General features: G+C 47.9%; 18 protein-coding genes, 1 tRNA gene, 2 other RNA genes and 2 pseudogenes. 15 read left to right on the forward strand and 8 right to left on the reverse strand.

Annotated features, from left to right (window positions below; translation table 11 throughout):
- Nucleotides 1-150: 150 nt before the first annotated feature.
- Nucleotides 151-227 (reverse strand) — tRNA-Val (locus tag FBF24_00605).
- Between the two features lie 339 nt (nt 228-566).
- On the opposite strand from FBF24_00605, the gene FBF24_00610 reads away from it, so the two are divergent.
- From FBF24_00610 to FBF24_00635, 6 genes are read left to right on the forward strand one after another with little or no spacing between them, the layout of a single operon-like run.
- Entirely contained in the window at nt 567-2,378 is a 1,812-nt protein-coding gene (locus FBF24_00610; protein QCT40404.1) for a threonine--tRNA ligase, read from the forward strand.
- Nucleotides 2,362-2,997, forward strand: a complete 636-nt coding sequence (locus tag FBF24_00615; protein ID QCT40405.1) for a hypothetical protein — start codon at nt 2,362-2,364, stop codon at nt 2,995-2,997. Before FBF24_00610 ends, FBF24_00615 begins: the two co-directional genes overlap by 17 nt.
- On the forward strand, nt 2,975-3,298 hold the full coding sequence (locus FBF24_00620) for a cysteine methyltransferase (protein ID QCT40406.1): 324 nt from the start codon (nt 2,975-2,977) through the stop codon (nt 3,296-3,298). Before FBF24_00615 ends, FBF24_00620 begins: the two co-directional genes overlap by 23 nt.
- Nucleotides 3,280-4,164 (forward strand): tRNA dimethylallyltransferase, encoded by an 885-nt coding sequence (locus tag FBF24_00625; GenBank protein ID QCT40407.1) that lies wholly within the window; start codon nt 3,280-3,282, stop codon nt 4,162-4,164. The genes FBF24_00620 and FBF24_00625 overlap by 19 nt, the downstream gene beginning before the upstream one ends.
- A 24-nt stretch (nt 4,165-4,188) precedes the next feature.
- Entirely contained in the window at nt 4,189-4,779 is a 591-nt protein-coding gene (locus FBF24_00630) for a transcriptional regulator (protein QCT40408.1), read from the forward strand.
- 10 nt (nt 4,780-4,789) lie between these two features.
- The gene (locus FBF24_00635; protein ID QCT40409.1) at nt 4,790-5,428 is read left to right on the forward strand and encodes a Zn-dependent hydrolase; all 639 of its coding nucleotides are present in this window, start codon (nt 4,790-4,792) and stop codon (nt 5,426-5,428) included.
- 60 nt (nt 5,429-5,488) lie between these two features.
- On the opposite strand, the gene rpmB is transcribed toward FBF24_00635, so the two are convergent.
- The gene (rpmB, locus tag FBF24_00640; protein ID QCT40410.1) at nt 5,489-5,704 is read right to left on the reverse strand and encodes a 50S ribosomal protein L28; all 216 of its coding nucleotides are present in this window, start codon (nt 5,702-5,704) and stop codon (nt 5,489-5,491) included.
- Between the two features lie 76 nt (nt 5,705-5,780).
- On the opposite strand from rpmB, the gene FBF24_00645 reads away from it, so the two are divergent.
- A complete protein-coding gene (locus FBF24_00645) occupies nt 5,781-6,437 on the forward strand; it encodes a site-2 protease family protein (protein QCT40411.1) in 657 nt (218 codons plus the stop codon).
- A gap of 170 nt (nt 6,438-6,607) precedes the next feature.
- Nucleotides 6,608-6,951, forward strand: an RNA gene (gene rnpB, locus FBF24_00650) — RNase P RNA component class A.
- A gap of 49 nt (nt 6,952-7,000) precedes the next feature.
- Here rnpB and rplT read toward each other — a convergent pair.
- The 4 genes and pseudogenes from rplT to FBF24_00670 all read right to left on the reverse strand — a co-directional run bounded on the left by rplT (nt 7,001) and on the right by FBF24_00670 (nt 9,647).
- On the reverse strand, nt 7,001-7,342 hold the full coding sequence (rplT, locus tag FBF24_00655) for a 50S ribosomal protein L20 (GenBank protein QCT40412.1): 342 nt from the start codon (nt 7,340-7,342) through the stop codon (nt 7,001-7,003).
- Nucleotides 7,343-7,345: 3 nt separating this feature from the next.
- Nucleotides 7,346-7,540, reverse strand: coding sequence for a 50S ribosomal protein L35 (gene rpmI, locus FBF24_00660; GenBank protein QCT40413.1), 195 nt, complete (start codon nt 7,538-7,540; stop codon nt 7,346-7,348).
- Nucleotides 7,540-8,034 (reverse strand): translation initiation factor IF-3, encoded by a 495-nt coding sequence (locus FBF24_00665; GenBank protein ID QCT40414.1) that lies wholly within the window; start codon nt 8,032-8,034, stop codon nt 7,540-7,542. Before FBF24_00665 ends, rpmI begins: the two co-directional genes overlap by 1 nt.
- Nucleotides 8,035-8,124: 90 nt before the next feature.
- Nucleotides 8,125-9,647: pseudogene (locus FBF24_00670) on the reverse strand (ATP-binding protein).
- Nucleotides 9,648-9,713: 66 nt separating this feature from the next.
- Here FBF24_00670 and ssrA point away from each other — a divergent pair.
- The 4 genes and pseudogenes from ssrA (at nt 9,714) to FBF24_00690 (ending at nt 14,690) form a co-directional block, all read left to right on the forward strand.
- Nucleotides 9,714-10,110, forward strand: a transfer-messenger RNA (tmRNA) gene (gene ssrA / locus FBF24_00675).
- 1,156 nt (nt 10,111-11,266) lie between these two features.
- Nucleotides 11,267-11,647 (forward strand): hypothetical protein, encoded by a 381-nt coding sequence (locus FBF24_00680; protein QCT40415.1) that lies wholly within the window; start codon nt 11,267-11,269, stop codon nt 11,645-11,647.
- Nucleotides 11,648-11,686: 39 nt separating this feature from the next.
- Nucleotides 11,687-12,097, forward strand: a complete 411-nt coding sequence (locus tag FBF24_00685; protein ID QCT40416.1) for a hypothetical protein — start codon at nt 11,687-11,689, stop codon at nt 12,095-12,097.
- A gap of 4 nt (nt 12,098-12,101) precedes the next feature.
- Nucleotides 12,102-14,690 (forward strand): annotated as a pseudogene (locus tag FBF24_00690) (ATP-binding protein).
- Between the two features lie 483 nt (nt 14,691-15,173).
- Here FBF24_00690 and FBF24_00695 read toward each other — a convergent pair.
- Nucleotides 15,174-15,737, reverse strand: a complete 564-nt coding sequence (locus FBF24_00695) for a hypothetical protein (protein QCT40417.1) — start codon at nt 15,735-15,737, stop codon at nt 15,174-15,176.
- A gap of 16 nt (nt 15,738-15,753) precedes the next feature.
- Entirely contained in the window at nt 15,754-17,319 is a 1,566-nt protein-coding gene (locus FBF24_00700; protein ID QCT40418.1) for a hypothetical protein, read from the reverse strand.
- A 159-nt stretch (nt 17,320-17,478) separates the two neighbouring features.
- On the opposite strand from FBF24_00700, the gene gyrB reads away from it, so the two are divergent.
- From gyrB to FBF24_00715, 3 genes are all read left to right on the forward strand, one after another.
- Nucleotides 17,479-19,455: a DNA topoisomerase (ATP-hydrolyzing) subunit B gene (gene gyrB / locus FBF24_00705; GenBank protein QCT40419.1), complete on the forward strand. Its 1,977-nt coding sequence runs from the start codon at nt 17,479-17,481 to the stop codon at nt 19,453-19,455.
- A 68-nt stretch (nt 19,456-19,523) separates the two neighbouring features.
- Nucleotides 19,524-21,977 (forward strand): DNA gyrase subunit A, encoded by a 2,454-nt coding sequence (gyrA, locus tag FBF24_00710; GenBank protein ID QCT41162.1) that lies wholly within the window; start codon nt 19,524-19,526, stop codon nt 21,975-21,977.
- Between the two features lie 10 nt (nt 21,978-21,987).
- Nucleotides 21,988-22,419: a divergent PAP2 family protein gene (locus FBF24_00715; GenBank protein QCT40420.1), complete on the forward strand. Its 432-nt coding sequence runs from the start codon at nt 21,988-21,990 to the stop codon at nt 22,417-22,419.
- Nucleotides 22,420-22,475 lie beyond the last annotated feature (56 nt).

Below are 22,475 nucleotides of genomic sequence, written 5' to 3' on the forward strand. Positions count from 1 at the left end.
TGGTAGTAGTTTTATCGTGAAAACAATTTATACAAATCATATCAATATATTGACATATCGCTATAAAAAATACTAGTGGAAAAGTATATGAAAATGTGTAAAATAGAAAAAACTAAAAACCCTCCGTACTGCGAGGGTTGTATGCAATAATGGTGGGCAATAGAGGATTCGAACCTCTCACCTCTTCAACGTCAATGAAGCGCTCTAGCCAAATGAGCTAATCGCCCGTCTATTCCCAATAATAGCAGGAATCAATGGTGAATGCAATTATCTCTTGTGGAGAGTGTGGGGGTTGGCTGGCACGTCGTTTCTTGGTGTAGCATTACGGATCCGCTACCTAGTCTATGCGTCGTAAGGGTTGCCCGGAACTTTTAACTATGCTACGGTGAGAGTAGCGAGGACAGAGACTAACCACCTCTCGAGCAACGTGAAAGCGGTTGCGGCGCACGAAACCAGCCGGAGCAAGAGTCATCGCCAAGGTGGAACCTCCTGGCTCGTCCCCAGGACCGAGGCACGCACGCTATATGCGTTGGGCGTGCTTTTATAATTACTTAAAAGGAGGTTTTATGAGTGAAGATAAACTCTATGCAATGCGACACAGCCTGGCGCATATCATGGCAGCAGCCGTACAGCGATTATGGCCAGATGCGAAATTCGGAGTTGGTCCGGTTGTTGAGTATGGGTTTTATTATGATATTGATCTTGGTGAAACGAAGATCAGTGAGCAGCAGTTCAATAAAATTGAAAAGGTAATGCGACGAATCATTGCCGAAAAGCAAGATTTTGTGTGCACAAAATGCCCGATTGATGAAGCAATTCAATGGGCCAAAGACAGCCATCAGCCGTATAAAGAAGAACTCCTTAATGACCTAAAACGTGCCGGGACAACGGTAGCAAAAGATCTGGACGCTGCAGAAATGGGTACAATTGCTGAAGGTGATAGTGCGCTTGATGAAGTCTCATTCTACACAAACGGATCGTTTAAGGATTTGTGTCGTGGACCACATGTTGCAAATACCAGTGAGGTTGGCGCGTTTAAGCTGATGCGGGTTGCGGGCGCCTATTGGCGGGGCAATGAAAAGAATCCTCAAATGCAGCGACTATACGGCGTGGCTTTTGCTACGCAGGAAGAGCTGGATAAATATTTGAAGAAATTAGAGCTAGCCAAACAACGTGATCACCGAAAGCTAGGCAGGGAACTTGATCTATATACAACCTCACCGTTAGTGGGTGTCGGTTTGCCGTTATTTACACCTCGTGGAACTATCTTGCGCGATATCGTGGCCCAATACTCAAATCAGCTGCGTCAGAGGTTTGGTTTTGAAAAAGTCTGGACGCCGCATATTACCAAAAAGGATCTGTATGAAACGTCAGGCCACTGGGCCAAATTTGGCGAAGAGCTGTTTTTGGTTAAAAGTCAGGAAACCAGTGATGAAATGGCGTTAAAGCCGATGAACTGCCCGCACCATACGCAGATTTTTGCTTCACAACCTCGTAGCTACCGCGATATGCCGGTGCGCTACTTGGAGACGACCACTGATTATCGTGACGAGAAAACCGGTGAGCTTGGTGGTCTGAATCGTGTGCGCTCGCTGACTCAGGATGACAGTCATGTCTTTTGTCGTCCAGACCAAATTGAACAAGAAATCAATAATTTGCTGTCCGCTGCCCAGGAATTGTACGGTACTATTAATATGAAGCTACGGGTCCGACTCAGTTACCGTGATGACTCTGATGCATATTTGGGTGAACGTGAATTGTGGGCTTCTGCACAAGATCAATTAAAATCAGCAGTTGAAAAAGTTGGCTTGGACTATTTCGAGCAGGAAGGTGAGGCCGCTTTTTACGGACCAAAAATTGACTTTATGGCAACTGACGCTATCGGTCGTGAGCACCAAGTTGCGACAGTGCAGCTAGACTTCGTGCAGCCGCAACGGTTCGGCTTGGAGTACACAGATAGTGATGGCAATTTTACAACACCTGTGATGATTCACTGTGCATTGCTGGGTTCGATTGAGCGATTCCTGAGCGTCTTCATCGAGCACACGGGTGGTTGGTTCCCATTCTGGGCGGCACCAGAGCAGGTACGTATCTTAACAATTAATGACACTGTTTTAGACTATGTTGATGAAATAACAACGATTTTATCAGGGGTGACCTTAATGAAACCAATAAAATACAACGATGTAAGATTTACAATAGATAGTCGTAATGAATCCCTCGGGAAAAAGATTCGTGAGGCGACTGTTGTAAAAATACCAATACAGATTATTGTTGGGCCAAAGGATCAGATAGCACGTGTCGTAAGCATCAGGACGCATGCGGGTGAAGAGCAAATTCCGCTTGAACAGCTAGCTGAGTATGTACGGGGACTGTAATCTTGTGCGTAGGCTAAGAATTGCAATTGATATCGACGATGTTCTAGCAGAAAATGCAATCGGGTTTGTGGCGTTTAGCAATGAACGGTGGGGCACACGATTGAGGGTTGATGACTATAGCGAACATTGGTCAGAGATGTGGCATGTTGATAGCGAGGAGACAGAACGGCGTGCTCATGTCTTTCACGACTCTGGTGCGATAAAGGGATATGCTCATATAGGGGGGGCGGAGGAGGTGCTTAGAAACATGTCGCAGGTGCATCATCTCATGGTGGCTACTTCGCGTCGCTTGCAGGTGCAAAGCGATACACTGCTTTGGATCGAGGAGCATTTTCCAGGGGTTTTCGCCAGTTCTGCGGTCTACTTCTCTGGCCTATGGGATACGGTGTACGAGGACTCTCATAAACTGACAAAAACAGAGTTAATCACGCAAATTAATGCTGATGTTTTAATTGATGATCAGTTGAAACATTGTTTAGCTGTTTCCGAGACTGGTCGTAACGCCATCTTATTTGGTGATTATACTTGGAATAGGGCAGATAGCTTGCCGGATAGAGTGGTGCGATGCCATTCGTGGTCAGAAGTGGAGGTGGAAATTGAGCGAATTGCCAATAGCTAGCTTGCGAGACCGGATCTATATTCTCATGGCGCAGCTACCTGACGACAAGGTGACGACGTACGGTGACTTGGCAGCACTGTCTGGACACCCGCACGCAGCGCGAATTGTGGGTGGGATAGCGCATGGTGGCCCAGAGAATTTGCCGTGGCATCGCCTAGTGAACGCGAAAGGTGGCTTGGCGGTAGGTTTTCCGGGTGGGCAAGGTGTGCAAAGGCAGCTACTTGAACAAGATGGTATTTATTGCGATGAGAGGTGGCGGATAATTGATTTTGAGGAACGACGATGGCGGCCGAAACTATAAAAGCAAAATTACCCCTAGTTGTTATCACGGGGCCGACTGCTAGTGGTAAGACCTCGCTAGCGATTCGTCTGGCAAAACAATATAATGGCGAAATAATTTGTGCCGATAGCAGAACAATATATCGAGACATGGATATTGGTACGGCAAAGCCAACCATGACTGAGCGAGAAGTAGTGCCTCATTGGGGTCTTGATTTAGTTAGTCCGGGCGAGGCATTTAGCGCCGCACAGTTTAAGGAGTATGCTTTGCAAAAAATAAGTGAAATTCGCTCTCGGGGGCGGTTACCATTTCTTGTTGGTGGTACGGGTCTTTATATTGATGCAGTACTTTTTGATTTTCAATTTGGAGACCCTCCTGATTCTGTTTTACGGTGTGAGCTAGAAAAAAAGACGGTAGCTGAATTGCAATATTATTGTTGTAAATACAACATAAAATCACCAGAGAATAACAAGAATAAGCGCTATCTTATACGTGCTATTGAACAAAAAAATAAAAATAACAGATATGAATTTATGATTAGAGATAATAGTATCGTTGTAGGTATAGCAACAAATAAGGAAATATTACGAACAAGAATTATGCTCAGATCTGAACAACTTTTTTCAAATAATGTTGTGGATGAGGCAATACGATTAAGTCGAAAATATGGCTGGGATAATGAGGCCATGACAGGTAATGTCTATCCGTTGGTTCGAGAGTTTTTGAATAAAAATATTACCGAAAGTGAATTAAAGCGGCAATTTGTTGTAGCCGATTGGCAGTTGGCGAAGCGACAGATGACGTGGCTGCGGCGCAATCCGTTTATCATGTGGGCGACGCTTAACTCTGCTGAACACTATTTGTCACAACTTTTGGCTCAGGCGTAAAATTTATGGTACAATTTTTAATACATGATTGATGCGCTGTTCGGCTCAAAAACGAGGGTGAAGTTACTACACCTGTTTTTAGCGAACCCTGAAAAATCGTTTTATGTTAGAGAGATTACGCGATTGATCGGCGAGCAAATTAACTCGGTACGGCGTGAACTATCAAATATGCTCAGAGTCGGAGTCATTGTTTCGAATAATTATGACAATAAGTTGTATTATGCTGCGAATCAGCAGTATGCATACTTCACGCCACTAAAGATGATTTTTGCCGATGAACGACCGAGTGAACAGGTTGACCATAACAAGAAGAACAGTATACCGTGGGTGAACGATATTGCTCGGCTGTCCGGGCTGAAGATCGCTATAGTTGCCGGTGCGTTAGTGCGTGGATCAACGAGTCGGGTTGATATACTGTTAGTTGGTCGGCTATCGGAGTCGAGAGTGGGTGTCGCCATTAAGAAAATTGAAAAAGCCGAGGGGAGAGAGCTGAATTATGCTGTAATGAGCTATGATGATTTTTACTATCGTCTGAGCGTTAGAGATAAGTTTGTGATGGAAATAATGAATAGTAAGCACTCGGTTGTGGTAGACGCAGAGAGCATACTAGGATAAGGAGACGTATATGTTTGAAGTAGAATACAAAGGTGCAAATAATGTTATTTTTACAACGAAAATGGTAAAAATTGCGTTTGATCCAGCGTTATCGCTGGTTGGTCTTAAGGATAATCTCGGGGGGCAGGATGTTGAGATATTGTCAGAGGATAGATTTGCCGCAAGTAATGTAACACCACGGTTACTCTTCAGCGGTCCGGGTGAATATGAGGTCGGCGACGTATCTCTGAAAGGGGTGGCAGCCTGGCGACACATTGATACGGAAACTGATGTTAAAAAATCAACGATTTACCGTTTAGCAATTGGTGGTGTGCGTGTTGTGATTATAGGTAACGTTGCCCCAAAATTGTCAGAGTCTCAGCTAGAGGAGATTGGTGTCGTTGATGTTGTTGTGATACCGGTTGGCGGTGGTGGTTACACGCTTGACGCGACATCTGCGGTTCATATGGTACGCCAGCTGGAGCCGAAAGTAGTTATCCCAGTGCATTATGCTGATGGCGCGTTACACTACGAAGTGCCACAAGACGACCTGTCGGTGTTTGTTAGCGAAATGGGCGTGGAGACTGTTGACGCTGGGCCAAAGTGGAAGGTGAAAGGGGTGGCATCTTTACCTGAACAACTATCAATCATTATTGTCGCGCGGAGCTAGGCTGGTCGATACGTTGCACCAATAATCTAATCCCCCTCCTTGTCAGGAGGGGGATTGAGCTTAGGCGGTTTTTGTCTGTATCGGGCGTAACAGCCCTTTCTTTTTAAGAGTACGAATTGCTTGAGTACTCAGAACCAACGTGACTTTTTGACCATCTACTACAAGAGTTTTCTTCTGTAGGTTTGGCTTAAAAGTGCGCTTGGTACGGCGAAGGGAAAAGCTAACGTTGTGACCGTATTGCTTGCCTTTGCCGGTTAGTTCGCATCGTGATGCCATTTCCAACCTCGCTTTATATTAACTAAACAATCTATCGTATTGTAGCGGTATTTCTATAATTAGTCAAGGTGTTATAATGGTAATTATGGATTTGGCATATTTAGGTATGGTCTTGGTGGTCATTCTCGTCTCAATGACGCTACACGAGGCGATGCATGCGTTTATGGGCTATTTCCTTGGAGATGATACAGCCAAGGCAGAGGGGCGGCTGACATTAAACCCGCTGAAGCATATTGATCCGTTCATGACGCTTTTGCTGCCATTATTACTAGCTATGCTAGGGCTGCCAATTTTTGGTGGTGCTCGACCGGTGCCATTTAATCCTCAGCGCGTACGACACGGTGAATGGGGCGCAGCGTTTGTAGCGCTTGCTGGGCCACTGACTAATTTGTTTTTAGCGTTTTTAGCGTTTGGCGTGGGTGTCGTCAGCGGGGTTATTACTAGCGGCGGGCTGATTCAAAATATATTAGTGGGGCAAATCATTAGCCTCGTCGTGTTGGTCAATTTAGGTTTTTTCGTGTTTAATATGTTGCCGCTGCCACCACTTGATGGGTCGCGGGTGCTGTACGCGCTTGCTCCAGAGGGTGTGCGCCGTGGCATGGAGTGGATTGAGCGCTACGGGGTAATGGTGGTGTTCATTATCATTATGATCGGACAGGCGGCAATTGGAAGAATTATGGCGTTTGCTACGAACGGTATTATCCAATTCTTTTGCATGATTTTTGGTGTATAATAGAGATAGCCTCAGGTAAGCGGGCGCATATGATTTTCCTAACATCATATGATAGGGAGTCCTAATGGTCAGTCATCGTGGTGACTGGTTGCGGATACCCACCTTGCATTTATGCGGGGGAATATCACGCGCTTGCACTGCTTGGGGCTTTTATGATGTATAATAATAGGGCAGTCTACTAAGCGATCGCTTGGCAGTGAAGCCAAGAGGAAAGTCCGGGCAGTAAAGGACACCGACAGTCGCTAACGGCGACCGGGGGTAACCCTAGGGAAAGTGCCACAGAAACAAAACTACCTTTGTGGCGATAGACACAAAGGAAAAGGTGAAACGAGTAAGGTAAGAGCTTACAGTCCTCGGTGGTGACACAGAGGAGAGGTAAACCCTGTCGACTGCAAGGAGGCCTACAAATGAGTTGTCCGCTCGTAGGCCGATAACCGCTTGATTTACCTGGCAACAGGTAAACTAGATAGATGATCGCTCGCGACAGAACCCGGCTTATCGGTAGGCTGTAAACTAAAACCTTCTCTCAGCGGAGAAGGTTTTAGTTTACTGAAAGCACTTTCTTATAGTGCTGCTTTAACAATTACGGTGAAGGCCGTAGGTTCGTTAACGGCTAACTCCGCCAACACTTTTCGATCAAGCTCAATATTCTTTGCCTTGAGGGCAGCCATGAGCCTACCGTACGTTGCGCCCTCTTGGCGAGCGGCTGCGTTAATCCGGGTAATCCACAGACTGCGGAGGTCTCGTTTTTTATTGCGTCGATCACGGTAGGCATATTGCAGAGCTCTAATTACCCCCTGCTTCGCTAAGCGAAAGCTACGAGTTCGATTGTGCTGCATGCCTTTAGCGGCTTTTAGAATTTTCTTGTGCTTTGCGTGTCCAGGGACGCCTCGTTTCACCCTCATAAATTAAACTCCCATTGCTCGTCGGGCATTTTTTGCCATCGAGCCTGTTACCTTTGCTGTTGTATTAATTGCCCGCTTACGGCTTTTTGACTTCTTGGCTAAGAAGTGACCGCCAAATGCACGTTGACGAGTTAACTTGCCAGAGCTCGTTAACTTAATGCGCTTCGCGGTACCTTTGTGGGTCTTTAGTTTTGGCATTATTTACTCCTTATTACCACACTCAGATTGCGACCAGCCATCTGAGGCTTTTGTTCCAGAATTGCTTCCTCCTCAAGCTGATCAGTGATTTTTTGGATCAATTCGTAGCCGATTTCTTTATGCGCCATCTCGCGACCCTTATAAACGACTTGGATACGGACCTTGTGTCCATTGGCGAGAAAGTCCCGTATTTTGCGCAGCTTGACTTCGAGGTCGCCAGCGCCAATCTTCAGGCCAAAGCGCATTTGCTTAAGATCGCCGACTTTTGCCGCGCGCTTGTTGCGCTGCTGGTCTTTGATCTTCTGATATTGGAACTTGCCCCAGTCAATAATCTTGGCGACTGGTGGATTGGCATTTGGTGATATTTCAACGAGATCAAGTCCCGCATCCTCCGCCGCCTGAAGGGCGTCGCGCAGGGGCATTATCCCCAGCTGTTCACCATCAGAACCAACAACGCGCAGTTCCCGAGCACGGATCGCTCCGTTGATACGAATTGATTTATTAATCTCCTAGCTCTCCTTTTGAAGCAATTTTAGATTAATTTCACCAGTCATTGTATCAGGTATAGGGGTGGATTTCAAGCACTAGGTCGGGATAATCTGCCGGTATTGTAGGCTTTCGGCGACATGAGGAATAGTTATTTCTAGTGACGACTCAAGATCAGCGATAGTGCGAGCGACCTTGATAACTTTGAAATAGCCACGAGCGCTTAGGTCAAGCTTTTTGGCGGCTGCAAGGAGAAATTGCTTAGCCTCAGTCGTTAGGGTGGTTATTTTATCAACACTACTACTATCTATATCAGCGTTGTATTTATTACTATTACCGTATCTGTTAGTTTGTAGTGTACGAGCTACCTTAATCATATTTTCAAACTGTTTTTGTTGTGAATCCGACGATGAATTACGGGACAATAAATCTTTATGTGCGACGCGGGAAACGTTGATTGTTAGATCAATACGATCAAGGAGCGGGCCGGATAATCGTTTCTGATAGTTCAAGATTTGGGTCGATGAGCAACGGCAACTTTTTTCAGGATCGCCCAGATAACCACATGGACAAGGGTTCATCGTGGCAACTAACATAAAATTGGCGGGATAGTAGTATTTACCTTGGGCGCGGGAAATTGTGATCTGCTTATCCTCAAGCGGCTGACGAAGCGACTCCAATGTCGTCCGTGGATATTCTAATAATTCGTCTAAGAATAGTGTGCCGTGGTGCGCGAGACTAATTTCGCCGGGCGTGGCCTTTGCGCCACCACCAATCATTGATATGCGGCTTGCGGTGTGGTGTGGTGTGGTGTGCGAAACGGTCGGTCGGTAACGATATCATGACTAACTTGATTGCCGTCAAGATTGTGGAGTTTTGTCACCTCGATAATTTCAGCGTCAGATAGCGGCGGCAGGAGTGAATTGAGTGCGCGTGCTAGCATGGTCTTGCCGGATCCCGGTGGTCCGGACAGCAAAATATTGTGCCTACCCGCGACGGCAATGGCGACGGCTCGCTTGGCTTGCTCCTGGCCGCGGATGTCATCAATGATGATGCCGCGTTTCTTTTGGCGATATTGCTGCTTTGTTTTTACTGCGGGTTGGATGAGTTTTTCTTGTTTGAGGTGGAGGAATAATTCCGTTAGATTATTGATGGGGATGATAGTAATGTTGGGGATGAGCAGGGCTTGTTTGCTGTTAGAGGCCGGTAGGTATATGGTTGAGATACCGTGTTGTTTGGCGGTTTCGGCGATGGTGATGGCCGAGCGAATAGGGCGAAGACTACCATCGAGTGCCAATTCACCAGCAAATAGCGCTCCCTCCAGGGCGGTTTGAGGAAGTTGCTTGCCAAGGCAGAGAATTGCGAGGGCTATCGGTAGGTCAAATTGCGTACCGTCTTTTGGCAGTTCCGCCGGGGCGAGGTTGATGGTAATTTTGCCTTTTGGAAAATCGAGTAATGAGTTTTTGATGGCGCTGCGAACGCGATCACGTGATTCATCGATTGCTTTGTTGCCGAGTCCGACGATTTGTAGTCCAGGTAGTCCTCGTGATATGTCGCCTTCAATTTCAATAAGCTGACCGTGAAAGCCATATGGTGTCGCTGAAGCTACCTTGCTAACCATATACCTAGTAAAACATAGATAGCTAGACTTGAAAAGGGAAGGTTGCTATAATTGAGGTGGATTGATGGGGCTGATATAGCTTTCGACAATTGGACTTTATCAAGGTATTCTGCGGGCCGACGATACGCGTAACGTATGCTTTAGTTGCAAAGTCTAAACTTGCAGGTGTATTTGCTAGCTTAAAGAGCGTTTTCACTCCGATGGCTGCTGCACCAGTCGCTGCTTAATTTAAGCGACCGTCCTTGCTTTGCGGCAACAGGCAAAGCCTAGGGTGTCATATATATGTTGCTGGCTGCATGTTCGGAAGCGGCGGACATGCGGGACTTTTTCCGCGTAACGAAGCTTGATTTTTTCGACTCATTTTTTAGTCGGGTAACGTTATAAAATTTTAAATGAGACTATGCTCGTAGACGAATATCATGATACCAGTTGGACCCGGGGGCGGTACCCGGCAGCTCCACCACATAGTTACATATCGACCCGAGGAGGTCGATTCTTTTTGTCATAAAACTAGTGGCAATGCGGCTATAAATATATTACTAAAAATGAAAACAACCACCTGCGAGTAGTGGTTGTTTTCAAAAAGTGGAGTTTTACGTGTGCTGTTTATTTTTGGCCCCTGACAAGTTTGTGTATAACTTTTTTATTCAGAAGCTACCTCTATAGTAAATGATAAAAATGGTTATGTCAATAATTTTTGAGAAAAAATCTAGGTAAAAAATACCACATAATTTAGAGAGTTAGTGAAGCAGTTCGATGAAAAATATAGGTTGTTGCCGGACGAGACGGTTGAACCCTGGCGGTTCTTGGTTGGTACCCCGCACAGCCGGTGTTTTACCCGCGAGATGGCGAAACGGGATATGCTGAGGGCCTGGTTGTTTTGGCGTTTTAATTTGTATAAACGTTCAGCGAGCTGTATCAATTACTAGATTATTTGTTGGATTCATGATGTCGTGTGGGGTGACTATACAAGAACTATGAATTAGCGGGCGGTACAGCAAGCATATGTTTATATTACAATGTTGTGTATAAAACATTTTATAAAATATAACAGATGAAAATATATAAAGAGTATTACAAAAATGTTATAAATACAACATATTTTTTATGTGAAGTATTGACCGATAAACATATACATGATAGTATTAGTACAAGCTTTTAAGAAAATAAAAAGCAAAAATCAGTACAATAATAATAACATTAACAATTTACGTGACCGAATTCACAGTAACGCATGTCGTTTGGCGTATAGTCGGCAGCAGTATGAAGCCGGAATAACAAAAGATTATTCCGCCATAGTGTTGCCGATGCTCCGCCGAACTTGTGATTATTAACGTGTAGTTAATAGTTGCGATGTAACGCGTTGAGCGCGCGTATAATTAGTACCACTGCGCATCCAGTTAATCCTTGTTAGGTGATTAGCGATGAGACTACTGGATGTGCGGGATGAGGAACGTTGCGCAAGGACATGCTCCGAAATTCGGAGCGGTCAGTTGCCCTGAGCGGCGGACTTTGAACAGGTGACCGCGCCCTAATAGTTATTGAATGCGGCGGATGGTTCACTTGATCATATAATGGTTCGTCGCCTGGGCTCCCTTAGTCTATGGTATAGTGTGAGTATGAAGTATCGGTATGTTGCTATGGTCGCGGCGCTGGCTGCGACGGCAGATGTCGTATTGGTGCACACGGTGACGCCAATGAGCGTTGGTCCGTTGGGCGTCCTAGCGTTTTTCGTGTGTCTGTATGTAGCAACTGCGTCGTGCTGTTATTTAGTGATGGTCGCGGCGCGGCGTGTAGCGATGCGTGTTGTTCGACATAATATGTATCGTGGCCTGGCTTCGGTAACGCCGTTGAAATTATATTATTATGCGAGTATTATCGGGCTGATACCGGTTATCTTACTTGGTATGCAGTCAATTGGTGGTGTTACGGCGTGGGATATTTTGCTTTTGGCGCTTTTTTTGGGCCTTGGTTGTTTTTACATACACAAACGGTTTTAGGGCGTAGGAACTCTATCGGTAACGTGGTACAATATAGGTATGAATCCAGAGTTGCCTCAGGTGCGTCCACCGGTTGAGAGTTTACCGCCTGCTTCAAGCGGTGAGTTTCGGCTGGATGGTGATGCAAATCAGGTAGAGGCTGAGAGACGATCTGCCGAACGCCCAGCGGTAAATGTAGCGAACTCACCGATACCAGCAACGGTACTACCGACCGTTCCGGTGCCAGCGCCTCCAGCGGTACAGACTCCTGCATCGACGACGTCAACTGACGATACGCCGCTGATAGCTGGTGATGATGATTTGATTGAGAAGGAGTGGGTTGACAAATTGAAGCGGATTATTACTTTGACAAAAGATGATCCATACGAGCGAGCGCGGGTAATTGCGCAGCTACAGGCTGATTATCTCAAAAAGAGATACAACAGGGAGATGGGCCAATCGAACGGATAGGAATATGGATAGCGGGCCGTTAATTACTGGTTTTATCGTCGTCGTAGTGTTGGCGATCGGTGTAACGATTGTTACACTGCAGTATCGCAAGATGCTACGTGAAGCAAAAAATTATGAGCGCGGGCTAAAAATGGTGCCGCTACTGATTCACTTGCCGCCATCAAGTGAAGATATTGATGGGGCGAGTCGTGACCAGCGTGATCTAACGGAAGAAATTCTCAGCCAGGCGCAAGTGATGTATAACATTATATCAAGTACGGCAACGAAAGGATTTAAGAGTCGACTCTACGGGCAGCGCCATTTGTCGTTTGAGATTATTGCACGTGGCGGTTTGGTGCATTATTATGCCGTGGTACCGACGGTGCTGGTTGATGTAATTCGCCAAGCGATTGCGGCAGCTTATCCGGCGGCACGGTTGGAAGAAGTGGCTGATACGAATGTGTTTAGTAAAATTGGCAAGATGAGCGGGACAATTGGCGGCGAATTCTCGCTTCGTAAGTCGTTCGTCTATCCTATCGCAACATATCAGGAGTCAAAGCGAGATGCGTCGCGGGCGCTACTGAATGCCATGTCGGCGGCGACAAAAGACGATGGTATCGGCTTGCAGTTCTTGGTTCGGCCGGCGCGGGAGGGTTGGTCGCGTGCCTCAGAAGAGCATGTTGAGAAAATGAAGAAGAACAAGGGCAAGAAATCAACGAAGGTGGCGGGCGTTGATATCTCAATGGTCGGGGACATTTTTGAGGCGTTGTGGAAACCACCACAGTCGGCAAAAGAAAAAGAAGGTGAGATCAAGCCTGAGGACAAGCAGCTGTCATCACTAGAGCAGGCAGAGGTTGATGCCGTTAGCGAGAAGACGCGTTATCCGGCGTATGAGGTATTGGTGCGGGTGGTAATTTCATCAAATACTGCCGCTCGTTCACAGGTGCTGCTTAAAAATATTATCGCTGCGTTTGCGATGTTTGACTCGCCACGCAATAACGGTTTTCGTTTTTCGTTGACAAATAATATTGAGGAAATGACTACGGCGTATATTATGCGGTTTTTCCCGCAGCATATTCGCAGTAATATCCTTAATAGTGTCGAGATGGCGACTCTGTTTCACTTGCCGAGCGCAACCGCTATCCCAACTTCACAGGTTAAGCGGCAGATGTCCAAGCAGGTTGATGGGCCGACTGATGTCTTGGACGAGGGACTATTGATTGGTTACAATGAATTTCGCGGTACGAAAAAGCCAATTCGTATCGGTACGAAGGATCGTCGTCGCCACGTCTACATCATCGGTCAGACTGGTGTTGGTAAGTCGGTATTGCAGGAAAATATGGCGTATCAAGATATGATGGATGGCCGAGGATTTGCACTGATTGATCCGCACGGTGATTTGGTCGAGTCGCTCATGGGGAAGGTGCCGAAAGAGCGAGTGGAAGATATTATCTATTTCAACCCCGCCGATATGGAAAACCCGATTGGTCTCAATATGTTTGAATTCGACAGTCCGGATCAAAAGGACTTTCTGGTGCAGGAAGCGATTAACATGCTGTATGGGCTGTACGATCCGGGGCATACCGGTATTGTGGGGCCACGGCTTGAGCATATTTTTCGTAACTGTGCGCTGCTGTTAATGGCGGATCCGGCGGGTGGAACATTTATTGATGTGCCGAAGTGTCTCATTGACCCAGAATTCGTGAAGAGCAAGCTGAAGTACGTCACTGATCCGCAGGTGATTGATTTCTGGACGAAGGAGTTCCCGGCCTCACAGCGATCAAATGAGGCCGGTGAGGTGATATCGTGGGTGGTCTCGAAGTTTGGCCCATTTATCTCTAACGATTCGATGCGTAATATCATCGGCCAGACGAAGTCAGGGTTTAACATCCGTGAGATTATGGATAATAAAAAGATTCTGCTAGTTAATTTGTCGAAAGGTAAGCTTGGTGAGCTCAATGCCAAGCTACTAGGAATTATCTTTATCATGAAGTTCCAGGCGGCAGCTATGTCGCGGGCTGATATCCCGGAAGAGCAGCGCGAAGACTTTTCACTATATGTTGATGAGGTGCAGAACTTTGCGACTGATAGTTTTGAATCAATTTTGTCTGAGGCGCGAAAATATAAGCTGAGTTTGATCATGGGTAACCAGTTTATGACACAGCTAACAGAGAAGATTCGTGAGGCTATTATTGGTAACATTGGTACGGTTATCTCGGGGCGTATTGGTATCACCGACGCGGAATTGATGGTCAAGAAGTTTCAGCCAGTGTTTGACATTGATGACTTATCAAAGCTACCAAATTTCCAGTCGATCGCTTCGGTGATGATCAATAATGTGCCGTCAGCGCCGTTTAGCATGAACTGGGTGCCACCGATGGGGCAGGTTAACAATCAGCTTCGCGATGCGTTGGTGCGACTATCGGCAGCAAAGTATGGCAAGCCACGCGCGGTGGTTGAGAAGGAGATATTTGAGCGGCTTGGTCGCAATAAAAAGCCAGCAGCTTCGTCGACTGGCCCATCACTCAATCGGCCGACTGCAAAGAGTGGTTCGTCTTTCCTGGACGAGTGGTTGTCAAAACGTCAACAACTTGGTGGTGGTAAGCCAGGGGTTGTGGGTGCTGCTGCTCCAGGTGCGGGGCAATCTCGGTTGGGTACGCCATCGCCGCTAGCTCCGCAGCCGGGGCAGCCAGCTACGTCGCGATTAGTATCGCCGACTCCGGGCTTGACGGGCGCACAATCGCAGTCAGCTTCTATGCGGCCACCACAGATTGGGCAAGGTGCTGCGCCACAAGGTATCGCTATGCCCGCCCAGACGGCTGGCCAGATGCCGCAGGGAGTTGGTGCTTCGTTGAACAGGCCATCGGGGCAGCCAGCGAGTGCGCCTCATGATAGTTTGCGATCGCTAGATCGGCATCCGGCGTCTGCGCCAACAGTGGCTGGACCGGATGCAGCACCGCAGACCGCGCCGCTATCAATTGCTGATAGAATGGCGGCGGAACTGCAGCAGGCAGAGCCGCAAAACCGCCTCGACCTGCGTGGTGATAATAACGATAACGGTGAAGTATCAATCAAGCTACGCTAAGCGTGGGCCAGGCTATCTTTTATTGAGGAAGCCAACGCGAGCGTACTCAATAATGGCGCCGATAACCCAACCGCAACCAAAGAGAATGATGGTTTCTGATCCAGAGAGAACGTAGCCGTAGTGGCGGGCAACGAAGTAGACGATAACTGAGGCGATCGCACCGAGTGCGCCGGCAATAATAAGGTTTGGGCGTGCGACGGTGTTGCCGATAGCCTCGCTGGCTTTTTCGACAGCTGGGTTATGAATAACCTTGCTAAAGGCGCGTGAGGCTGGCGGTAGTTCGCTCTGCATTTTTTTCATCGTCTTTTGGTAACTAGCGGTGCGGTCGTCTTTGGTGATCTGGCGAGGTGTTTCTGGAGCTGATGGCTTCTCTGTTTCAACGGTTTGGCTTGTCTCGGCTTGTTCTAATGCTTCGTGACGAGCGTCGTCAAGCTTTTTGTGTTGTCGTTCGGCAGCTTGTTCAGCCTGTTCCTGTAACTTTTCAGCTGCCGACTCCTTTATCTCGCCAGCTGATCGCTCAAGTTCGCCAGCGTTTTTTGCTAGCTCTGGATTAGCCCCATGAATTTTTTCTGACATATTTACCCTCCCTATGTTATAACGTTCCCGCTGTGATGTTGTGGCGAATGATGCGGACCTCTTTACTTAGTTGGCGCGAGCGGCAATAGAAGAAGGTGACAACAGCTGCAATGATACCAGCAAATAGCATATTTTCTCCAGGGCCGGTTCGTGGCAGGGTAGCAACGGTCTGCTCGACGACTTTTGGCGTTGGGCAATTGACGAGGATTTCAACCCCAGTACCAAAGACATTGGTTATGCGGCAATCGTATGATGACGGGTCGCTGGTGCCGCGTGGTTTAGCTGAAAGTTGACCCTTGAGCTGGACGACGTAGGTCATAACCTTTTGTTCGCCTGGTTTGAGGGTGACTCGTGGCCACGAAAGAGTGCGCTTTTCCTTATCAAAGGTGCCGCCACCATTATCATAGATATCGGCATATTCTAGTACATCGGATAACTCGTCCTTCAGATCAACTGTTGCTGGAGCTTTGCCTTCGTTTTTAGCGGTTAGCTTATACTCAATGCGGTCGCTGGCGTTGGCTTTTTTCTTGGTGGCATCGCCGCCAGAGGTCAGGTTATGTGCCGCCTTGGTGCGGGTGACCTGGGCTTTACAGGTTGTGTCTTTGACCCAAATTGTAGCATCGCCTGGGCACGGCTGGCAGTCGGGATGGTCTATCGGCAGGCTTGGGTTAAGTGGACAGCGTGGCTTCGGACTGATCGTAACGGTTGAAGCACAGGCACTATTCGTCTGGTCACCGAGGCTGGTGTGGACGATAACGGACACGGTATACGTGCCGTCCTTGTCGAGTGTGTGCTGTAATGACGTGCTCGTAGCGGTGGTATTGACACGTTTGCGGAGCACCTCGGTGCCGGCTGAGTTTTTAATGATGAAGGTATAGCCAGCGATAGTCGCACCGTTTTGGACATCGCCATACGCTGTCATCGAGACTTTGGTACGGTCGGTGACGACGGGTCGCTCAAGTAATTTACAAGCGGCGGTTGGTTTCGGTTTTTGTTTTGGCAATTCTTTGAGCATGATGTTAGCGCAGGCCTTCATAATGGCAAACGGTTTACCTTCACTAGTCGTGCCGACGAATGATTTATACCATGAGCCTGAGCCGCTGCGGTTGCGCCCGGTGTCAAATTCAGCCATTGGTCGCGAATACAGTGTTAAGCTACCAACCTGAAACTGGACTTCTCCGCGCTGAAGGCCGAAGCGTGAAACTCGGCTCCATGACTGCCAGCCATTATCGCGGCCGCTGCTGCGAGTACTGATCTCAGAGTCGCGAGCACTCGCCAAGTTCTCGCGTGTGATGCCAGCGTGCTGCAGCATGTCACGATAATTTTGCGAGTTATTGTCCCACGCGGCGAGCAGCTGTGATTTCGTATGAATACCGCCATAAACGAGGTCTGAAGCATTGGCGGCATTGGCAGATTCAGGTGGTTGGAAAACGGCAAATGACTGCACAATGAGCGCTAGGGCGGTCAGAATGAGACCGGTTTTGCGAGTGATTTCCTCTTTGTGGAGGCGTTTCGCGTAAAAGCCGAGCTCTTGGATGAGGCTTGGACTAAACGCGAGGTGGGAGACGATTTTCTTAAACATGCCGTTCCTTATTTTTCATTAGTTTTATGTTTTCGTAAAAATTCCGTCTCCACTATAGCACAGTGATCGCTTTTACGCAAATAGCTTGAGTGAACACTTTTTTTGCGGTATAATGGGGGAGTTGTAAATAGCTGACAAATCAGAAATAGTGAGGGAAGCATGGCTAAACAAACAGATAAGCAAGCCTACGATGGCTCGCAAATCCAGGTTTTGGAGGGTCTCGAACCGGTGCGTAAGCGGCCGGGAATGTACATTGGTAGCACGGGGTATGATGGTATTCACCATTTGATCAAGGAGATCGCTGATAACTCAATTGACGAGGCAATCGCAGGCCATGCGACGAGAGTAGAGGTGGTGCTGTTAGAAGACGGTGGTGTGCAGGTGACTGATGATGGGCGCGGTATTCCGGTTGATAAACATCCAAAAACTGGTTTGTCTACTCTAGAAACCGTGCTGACAGTGCTGCATGCTGGTGGTAAGTTTGGCGGCGGCGGCTACAAAGTGTCATCTGGACTCCACGGCGTAGGCTCAAGCGTGGTAAACGCGCTTTCAACCAAAATGATCGCTGAAGTAGTGCGTGATGGTCAGCTGTATCGCGTGGTGTTTGCGGCTGGCAGTATCGTTGAGCCGCTCGAAAAGGTCGGTAAAACCGATCGGCCAACCGGGACGCGCATAATATTCTACCCAGATCCAACGATTTTTAAGGAGACGGTGGAGTTTGACTATAAGTGGGTGGTTAGTTATCTGCGCCACCAGGCATACCTCACCAAAGGCGTGCACACCTCGGTTATCGATAATCGAACAGGTGAGCGACAGTCATTTTACTTTGAGGGCGGTATTCAGAGCTACGTGAAGCACCTCAACATTGGTAAAGATGTTTTATCAAACGATGTCTTTTATGTTGAGAGACAGGTTGAAGATTGCATGGTAGAGATTGCCGTACAGTATAATGATACTTACATTGAGACAGTAAAGCCGTTCGCCAACAACGTGCTAACACCAGATGGCGGTACACACTTGATCGGTTTTCGCTCAGCCTTAACGAGGGTCATCAACGACTACGCGCGTAAGAATGGCCTGCTGAAAGAAAAGGAAGATAACCTGACCGGTGACGACATTCGCGAGGGCTTGACGGCAATTATCTTGGTTAAATTGCCTGATCCACAGTTTGAAGGTCAGACCAAAAATAAGCTCGGTAATCCAGAAATGCGTCGTTATGTCGAGCAAGTGATGAACGAGTATTTTGCGTATTATCTCGAGGAAAACCCGAGTATTGCTAAGAAAATTGTCGGCAAGGCGACCTTAGCGGCCCGGGCGCGTAAGGCAGCGCGAGCAGCTCGCGACAATGTGATTCGTAAGGGTGCGCTTGATGGTATGGGGCTGCCGGGTAAGTTATGGGACTGTTCAAGTAAAAGCCCGAGTGATAGCGAAATTTATATTGTTGAGGGTAACTCAGCAGCGGGTTCAGCCAAAGAGGGTCGTGACAGTAAAACCCAGGCAATTTTGCCGCTTCGTGGTAAGGTGTTGAACACTGAGCGAGCTCGGCTTGATAAAATGTTTGCCAATAAAGAGATCGTAGCGATGATCCAGGCATTTGGTGTTGGCATTGGCGATCAGTTTGACATCAATGGTTTGCGTTACCACAAGATTATCATCATGACCGATGCTGATGTTGACGGTAGTCATATCGCGACGTTGCTTTTGACATTCCTGTTCCGCTATATGAAAGAGGTGGTTGAGGGTGGCTATGTGTACCTTGCCAAGCCACCGTTGTACTCAATCAACCGTGGGCAGAAGAAGATTTATGCGTATGATGAGGATGAGAAAGACAAAGTATTGGCGAGCCTAATTGCCGATAAGAAAAGTCGTGGTACAGCAATCGATGATGAACAAGATGTCACCAAGCAGGCTGGCGTGACAATTTCACGATTTAAGGGTCTTGGTGAGATGGATGCCGACCAGCTGTGGGAGACAACGATGAATCCAGAAAATCGTGTATTGATTCAAGTCAGCGTGGAAGACGCCGAAGAGGCGGATGCGATCTTTACGCGGTTGATGGGCGATGACGTGAGTTTGCGCAAAAACTTTATTCAAAGCTGGGCAAAAAATGCTAACTTGGAGGATTTGGATATTTAATCATGAGTGATCAGGACAAACAGATACAATCAACCGGTGACCACGAGTCAATTGAGGCGACGCCAGACATGGTAACCGAGACGCCAACAGGCTTGGAGCGACGTCGACTCGAACATGTGATGCAGGATAATTTCTTCCGCTATTCGATGAGTGTCATTGTTGATCGGGCACTACCGGACGTGCGCGATGGTCTAAAGCCCGTACATCGCCGTATTTTGTATTCAATGAATCAAAACGGCAACCGTAGTACTGCAAAGTTCGTCAAATCAGCGCGTATCATCGGTGACGTGATGGGTAAATATCACCCGCATGGTGACTCGGCGATTTATGATTCAATGGTGCGCTTGGCGCAGGATTGGGCGATGCGCTATACCTTGGTGCAGGGCCAAGGAAATTTTGGCTCAATGGACGGAGATCCACCAGCCGCTCACCGTTATACTGAGGCGCGACTCGATAAGCCGGCTGAAGAACTACTAACTGACATCGAGAAAGAAACGGTTGATTTCAAGGATAACTTTGATGGTTCAGAGCGTGAGCCAATTGTGTTGCCGGCAAAATTACCAAACCTGCTACTGAACGGTCAGATTGGTATCGCTGTTGGTATGGCGACGAGTATCCCGACGCATAACCTGGGCGAGTTGGTGGATGCGACGGTTGAGCTGATCAATAATCCTGAGGCGACGGTTGATGATTTACTGAAGCACGTTAAGGGTCCGGATTTTCCGACGGGGGCAATTGTCTATGGAGGCGCGCCGATGCGTCAGGCATATGCGACTGGTCGCGGTAGTGTAATGATGCGGGCGGTGGCAGAGATTCAGGAGACCAAGAAGGGGCGACATCAGATCGTCGTCACAGAGATCCCGTATGGTGTAAATAAAGCAACACTAATTGAAAAGATTGGTGAATTGCATAAAGAAAAGCGAGTACAACTGGCTGACCTGCGCGATGAAAGTTCTCGAGGTAAGGTCCGCATTGTCATCGAGCTGAAAAAAGATGCGTATCCAAAGAAGGTGCTGAACCAGCTGTATAAATTAACAGCTTTACAAACAAGTTTTAATTACAACATGCTGGCACTGGTCAATACCATGCAGCCACGGATTTTAGGCTTGCACGATATCTTGAGCGAATTTGTGAAACACCGTCAATCTGTGGTGCGCCGCCGTACTGAGTTTGAGCTGAAAAAAGCTAAGGCAAGAGCGCATATTCTGGAGGGCTACAAGATTGCACTGGATCATATCGACGAGGTGATCAAGACGATTCGTGCCTCAAAAACTCAGGATGAAGCGGAAAAGAATCTGCGCGCTAAGTTTGGACTGAGCGAGATCCAGGCCAAGGCTATTTTGGCGATGCAGCTGAGACGCCTGACTGGACTTGAGCGTGAAGCGGTTGAAAATGAACTGCGCGAGCTTCTGAAACTGATCGCAAGGTTAGAGGCTATCTTGGCCGACGAGCAAGAGATCTTGAATATCATCAAGACTGAGCTCCTGGAGATGAAGGAAAAGTATGGCGACGAGCGGCGTAGTAAAATTATCAACCATGAGCTGGGTAAGTTCTCTGACGAGGAGCTAATTCCGGATGAGGAGGCGGTCATTTTGCTGACTGGTGAGAATTACATCAAGCGGACCCTGCTCAGTGACTATCGCAAGCAAAACCGTGGTGGCAAGGGCAAGCGCGGCATGACCACCAAAGAGGAGGATATCATTGACCAGGTGGTGCCAGCAAATACCCATGACTATTTGTTGTTCTTTACGAATCGAGGTCGGATTTTCCGTCTGAAGGCGTATGAAGTGCCAGCTGCCAGTCTCAGTGCCAAAGGTGTGGCGGCGGTGAACCTGCTCCAGCTACAGCCAGAAGAGAAGATCACCGCTATCATTAAACACGAGAAGAATGCTGGTGATCAAGGTTATCTGTTTATGGCGACTAAGAACGGTACGGTCAAAAAGACGCCGCTTGGTGACTACGCCAATATTCGGACAAATGGGCTCATTGCTATTAAGCTAGACGATGGTGACGAGCTGCGCTGGATCAAGAAAACAGATGGTAAAAGTGATGTAATTATTTCAACATCAGCTGGCCAGGCGATTCGTTTCAACGAGCAGGATGCCCGGCCGATGGGTCGAGCGGCTCGTGGCGTACGCGGGGTGCGTCTACGTCCGAACGATTGCGTTGTTGGTATGGATATTGTTACCAGCGATGAGCAGACACTACTGGTCATTAGCGAAAAGGGCTTTGGTAAGCGCACGAAAGTGACTAACTTCCCAAGTCATAAGCGCGGTGGTGTAGGGATAAAGGCGGCAATTGTGACGGCAAAGACTGGCCCAATCATTTCAGTGCAGACGATTGATCCGACGATGAACGAAGCACTGTTGGTATCGCAAAATGGTCAAACAATTCGTCTGGGCTTGAGTGACATCAAGTTGCTCGGTCGAACAACTCAGGGTGTGACGATTATGCGGTTGAGCGATGGCGACGCGGTGTCGTCGATTGGCCTAATGGAGAAGCGTCCAGACGAGGAGGATTAGCCAAGTGCCGATGCAATACATCCTGATACCGGGCATCGCGTGGTTTGTAGCGCAGTCATCAAAGCATCTGGCCCGGCTGTTTGGCCGCAATCGTCGAGTTACGCAGTCGAACCCCCGTTCGCCAGTATTATTTTCGGGTGGTATGCCGAGCGCTCACAGTGCAACGGTGGTGTCGCTTGCGCTGACTATCGGCTACTACCAGGGATGGGAGAGTCCGCTGTTTGGCCTAGCTGCGTGGTTCGCGGCGATCGTATTGTATGATGCGGTGATGGTGCGGTTCTCCTCTGGACAGCAAGGTGACTTGCTCAATAGAGTGGTGCGAAAAGATTATCCAAAACTGTCGACGATTAGGGTGGCGCATGGTCATACACTGCCAGAAATGCTTGTCGGGGCGGCCGTGGGCGCGATTGTAACATTTGTTGTAATTTTCGCTACAAAATAATTGCTAATAACTCTTGACCTGACCACTAATATCAGGTAAGATGAATATCAGTCTGG

It is taken from the genome of Candidatus Saccharibacteria bacterium oral taxon 488, from assembly GCA_005697215.1.
GTDB lineage: Bacteria > Patescibacteriota > Saccharimonadia > Saccharimonadales > Saccharimonadaceae > Nanosynbacter.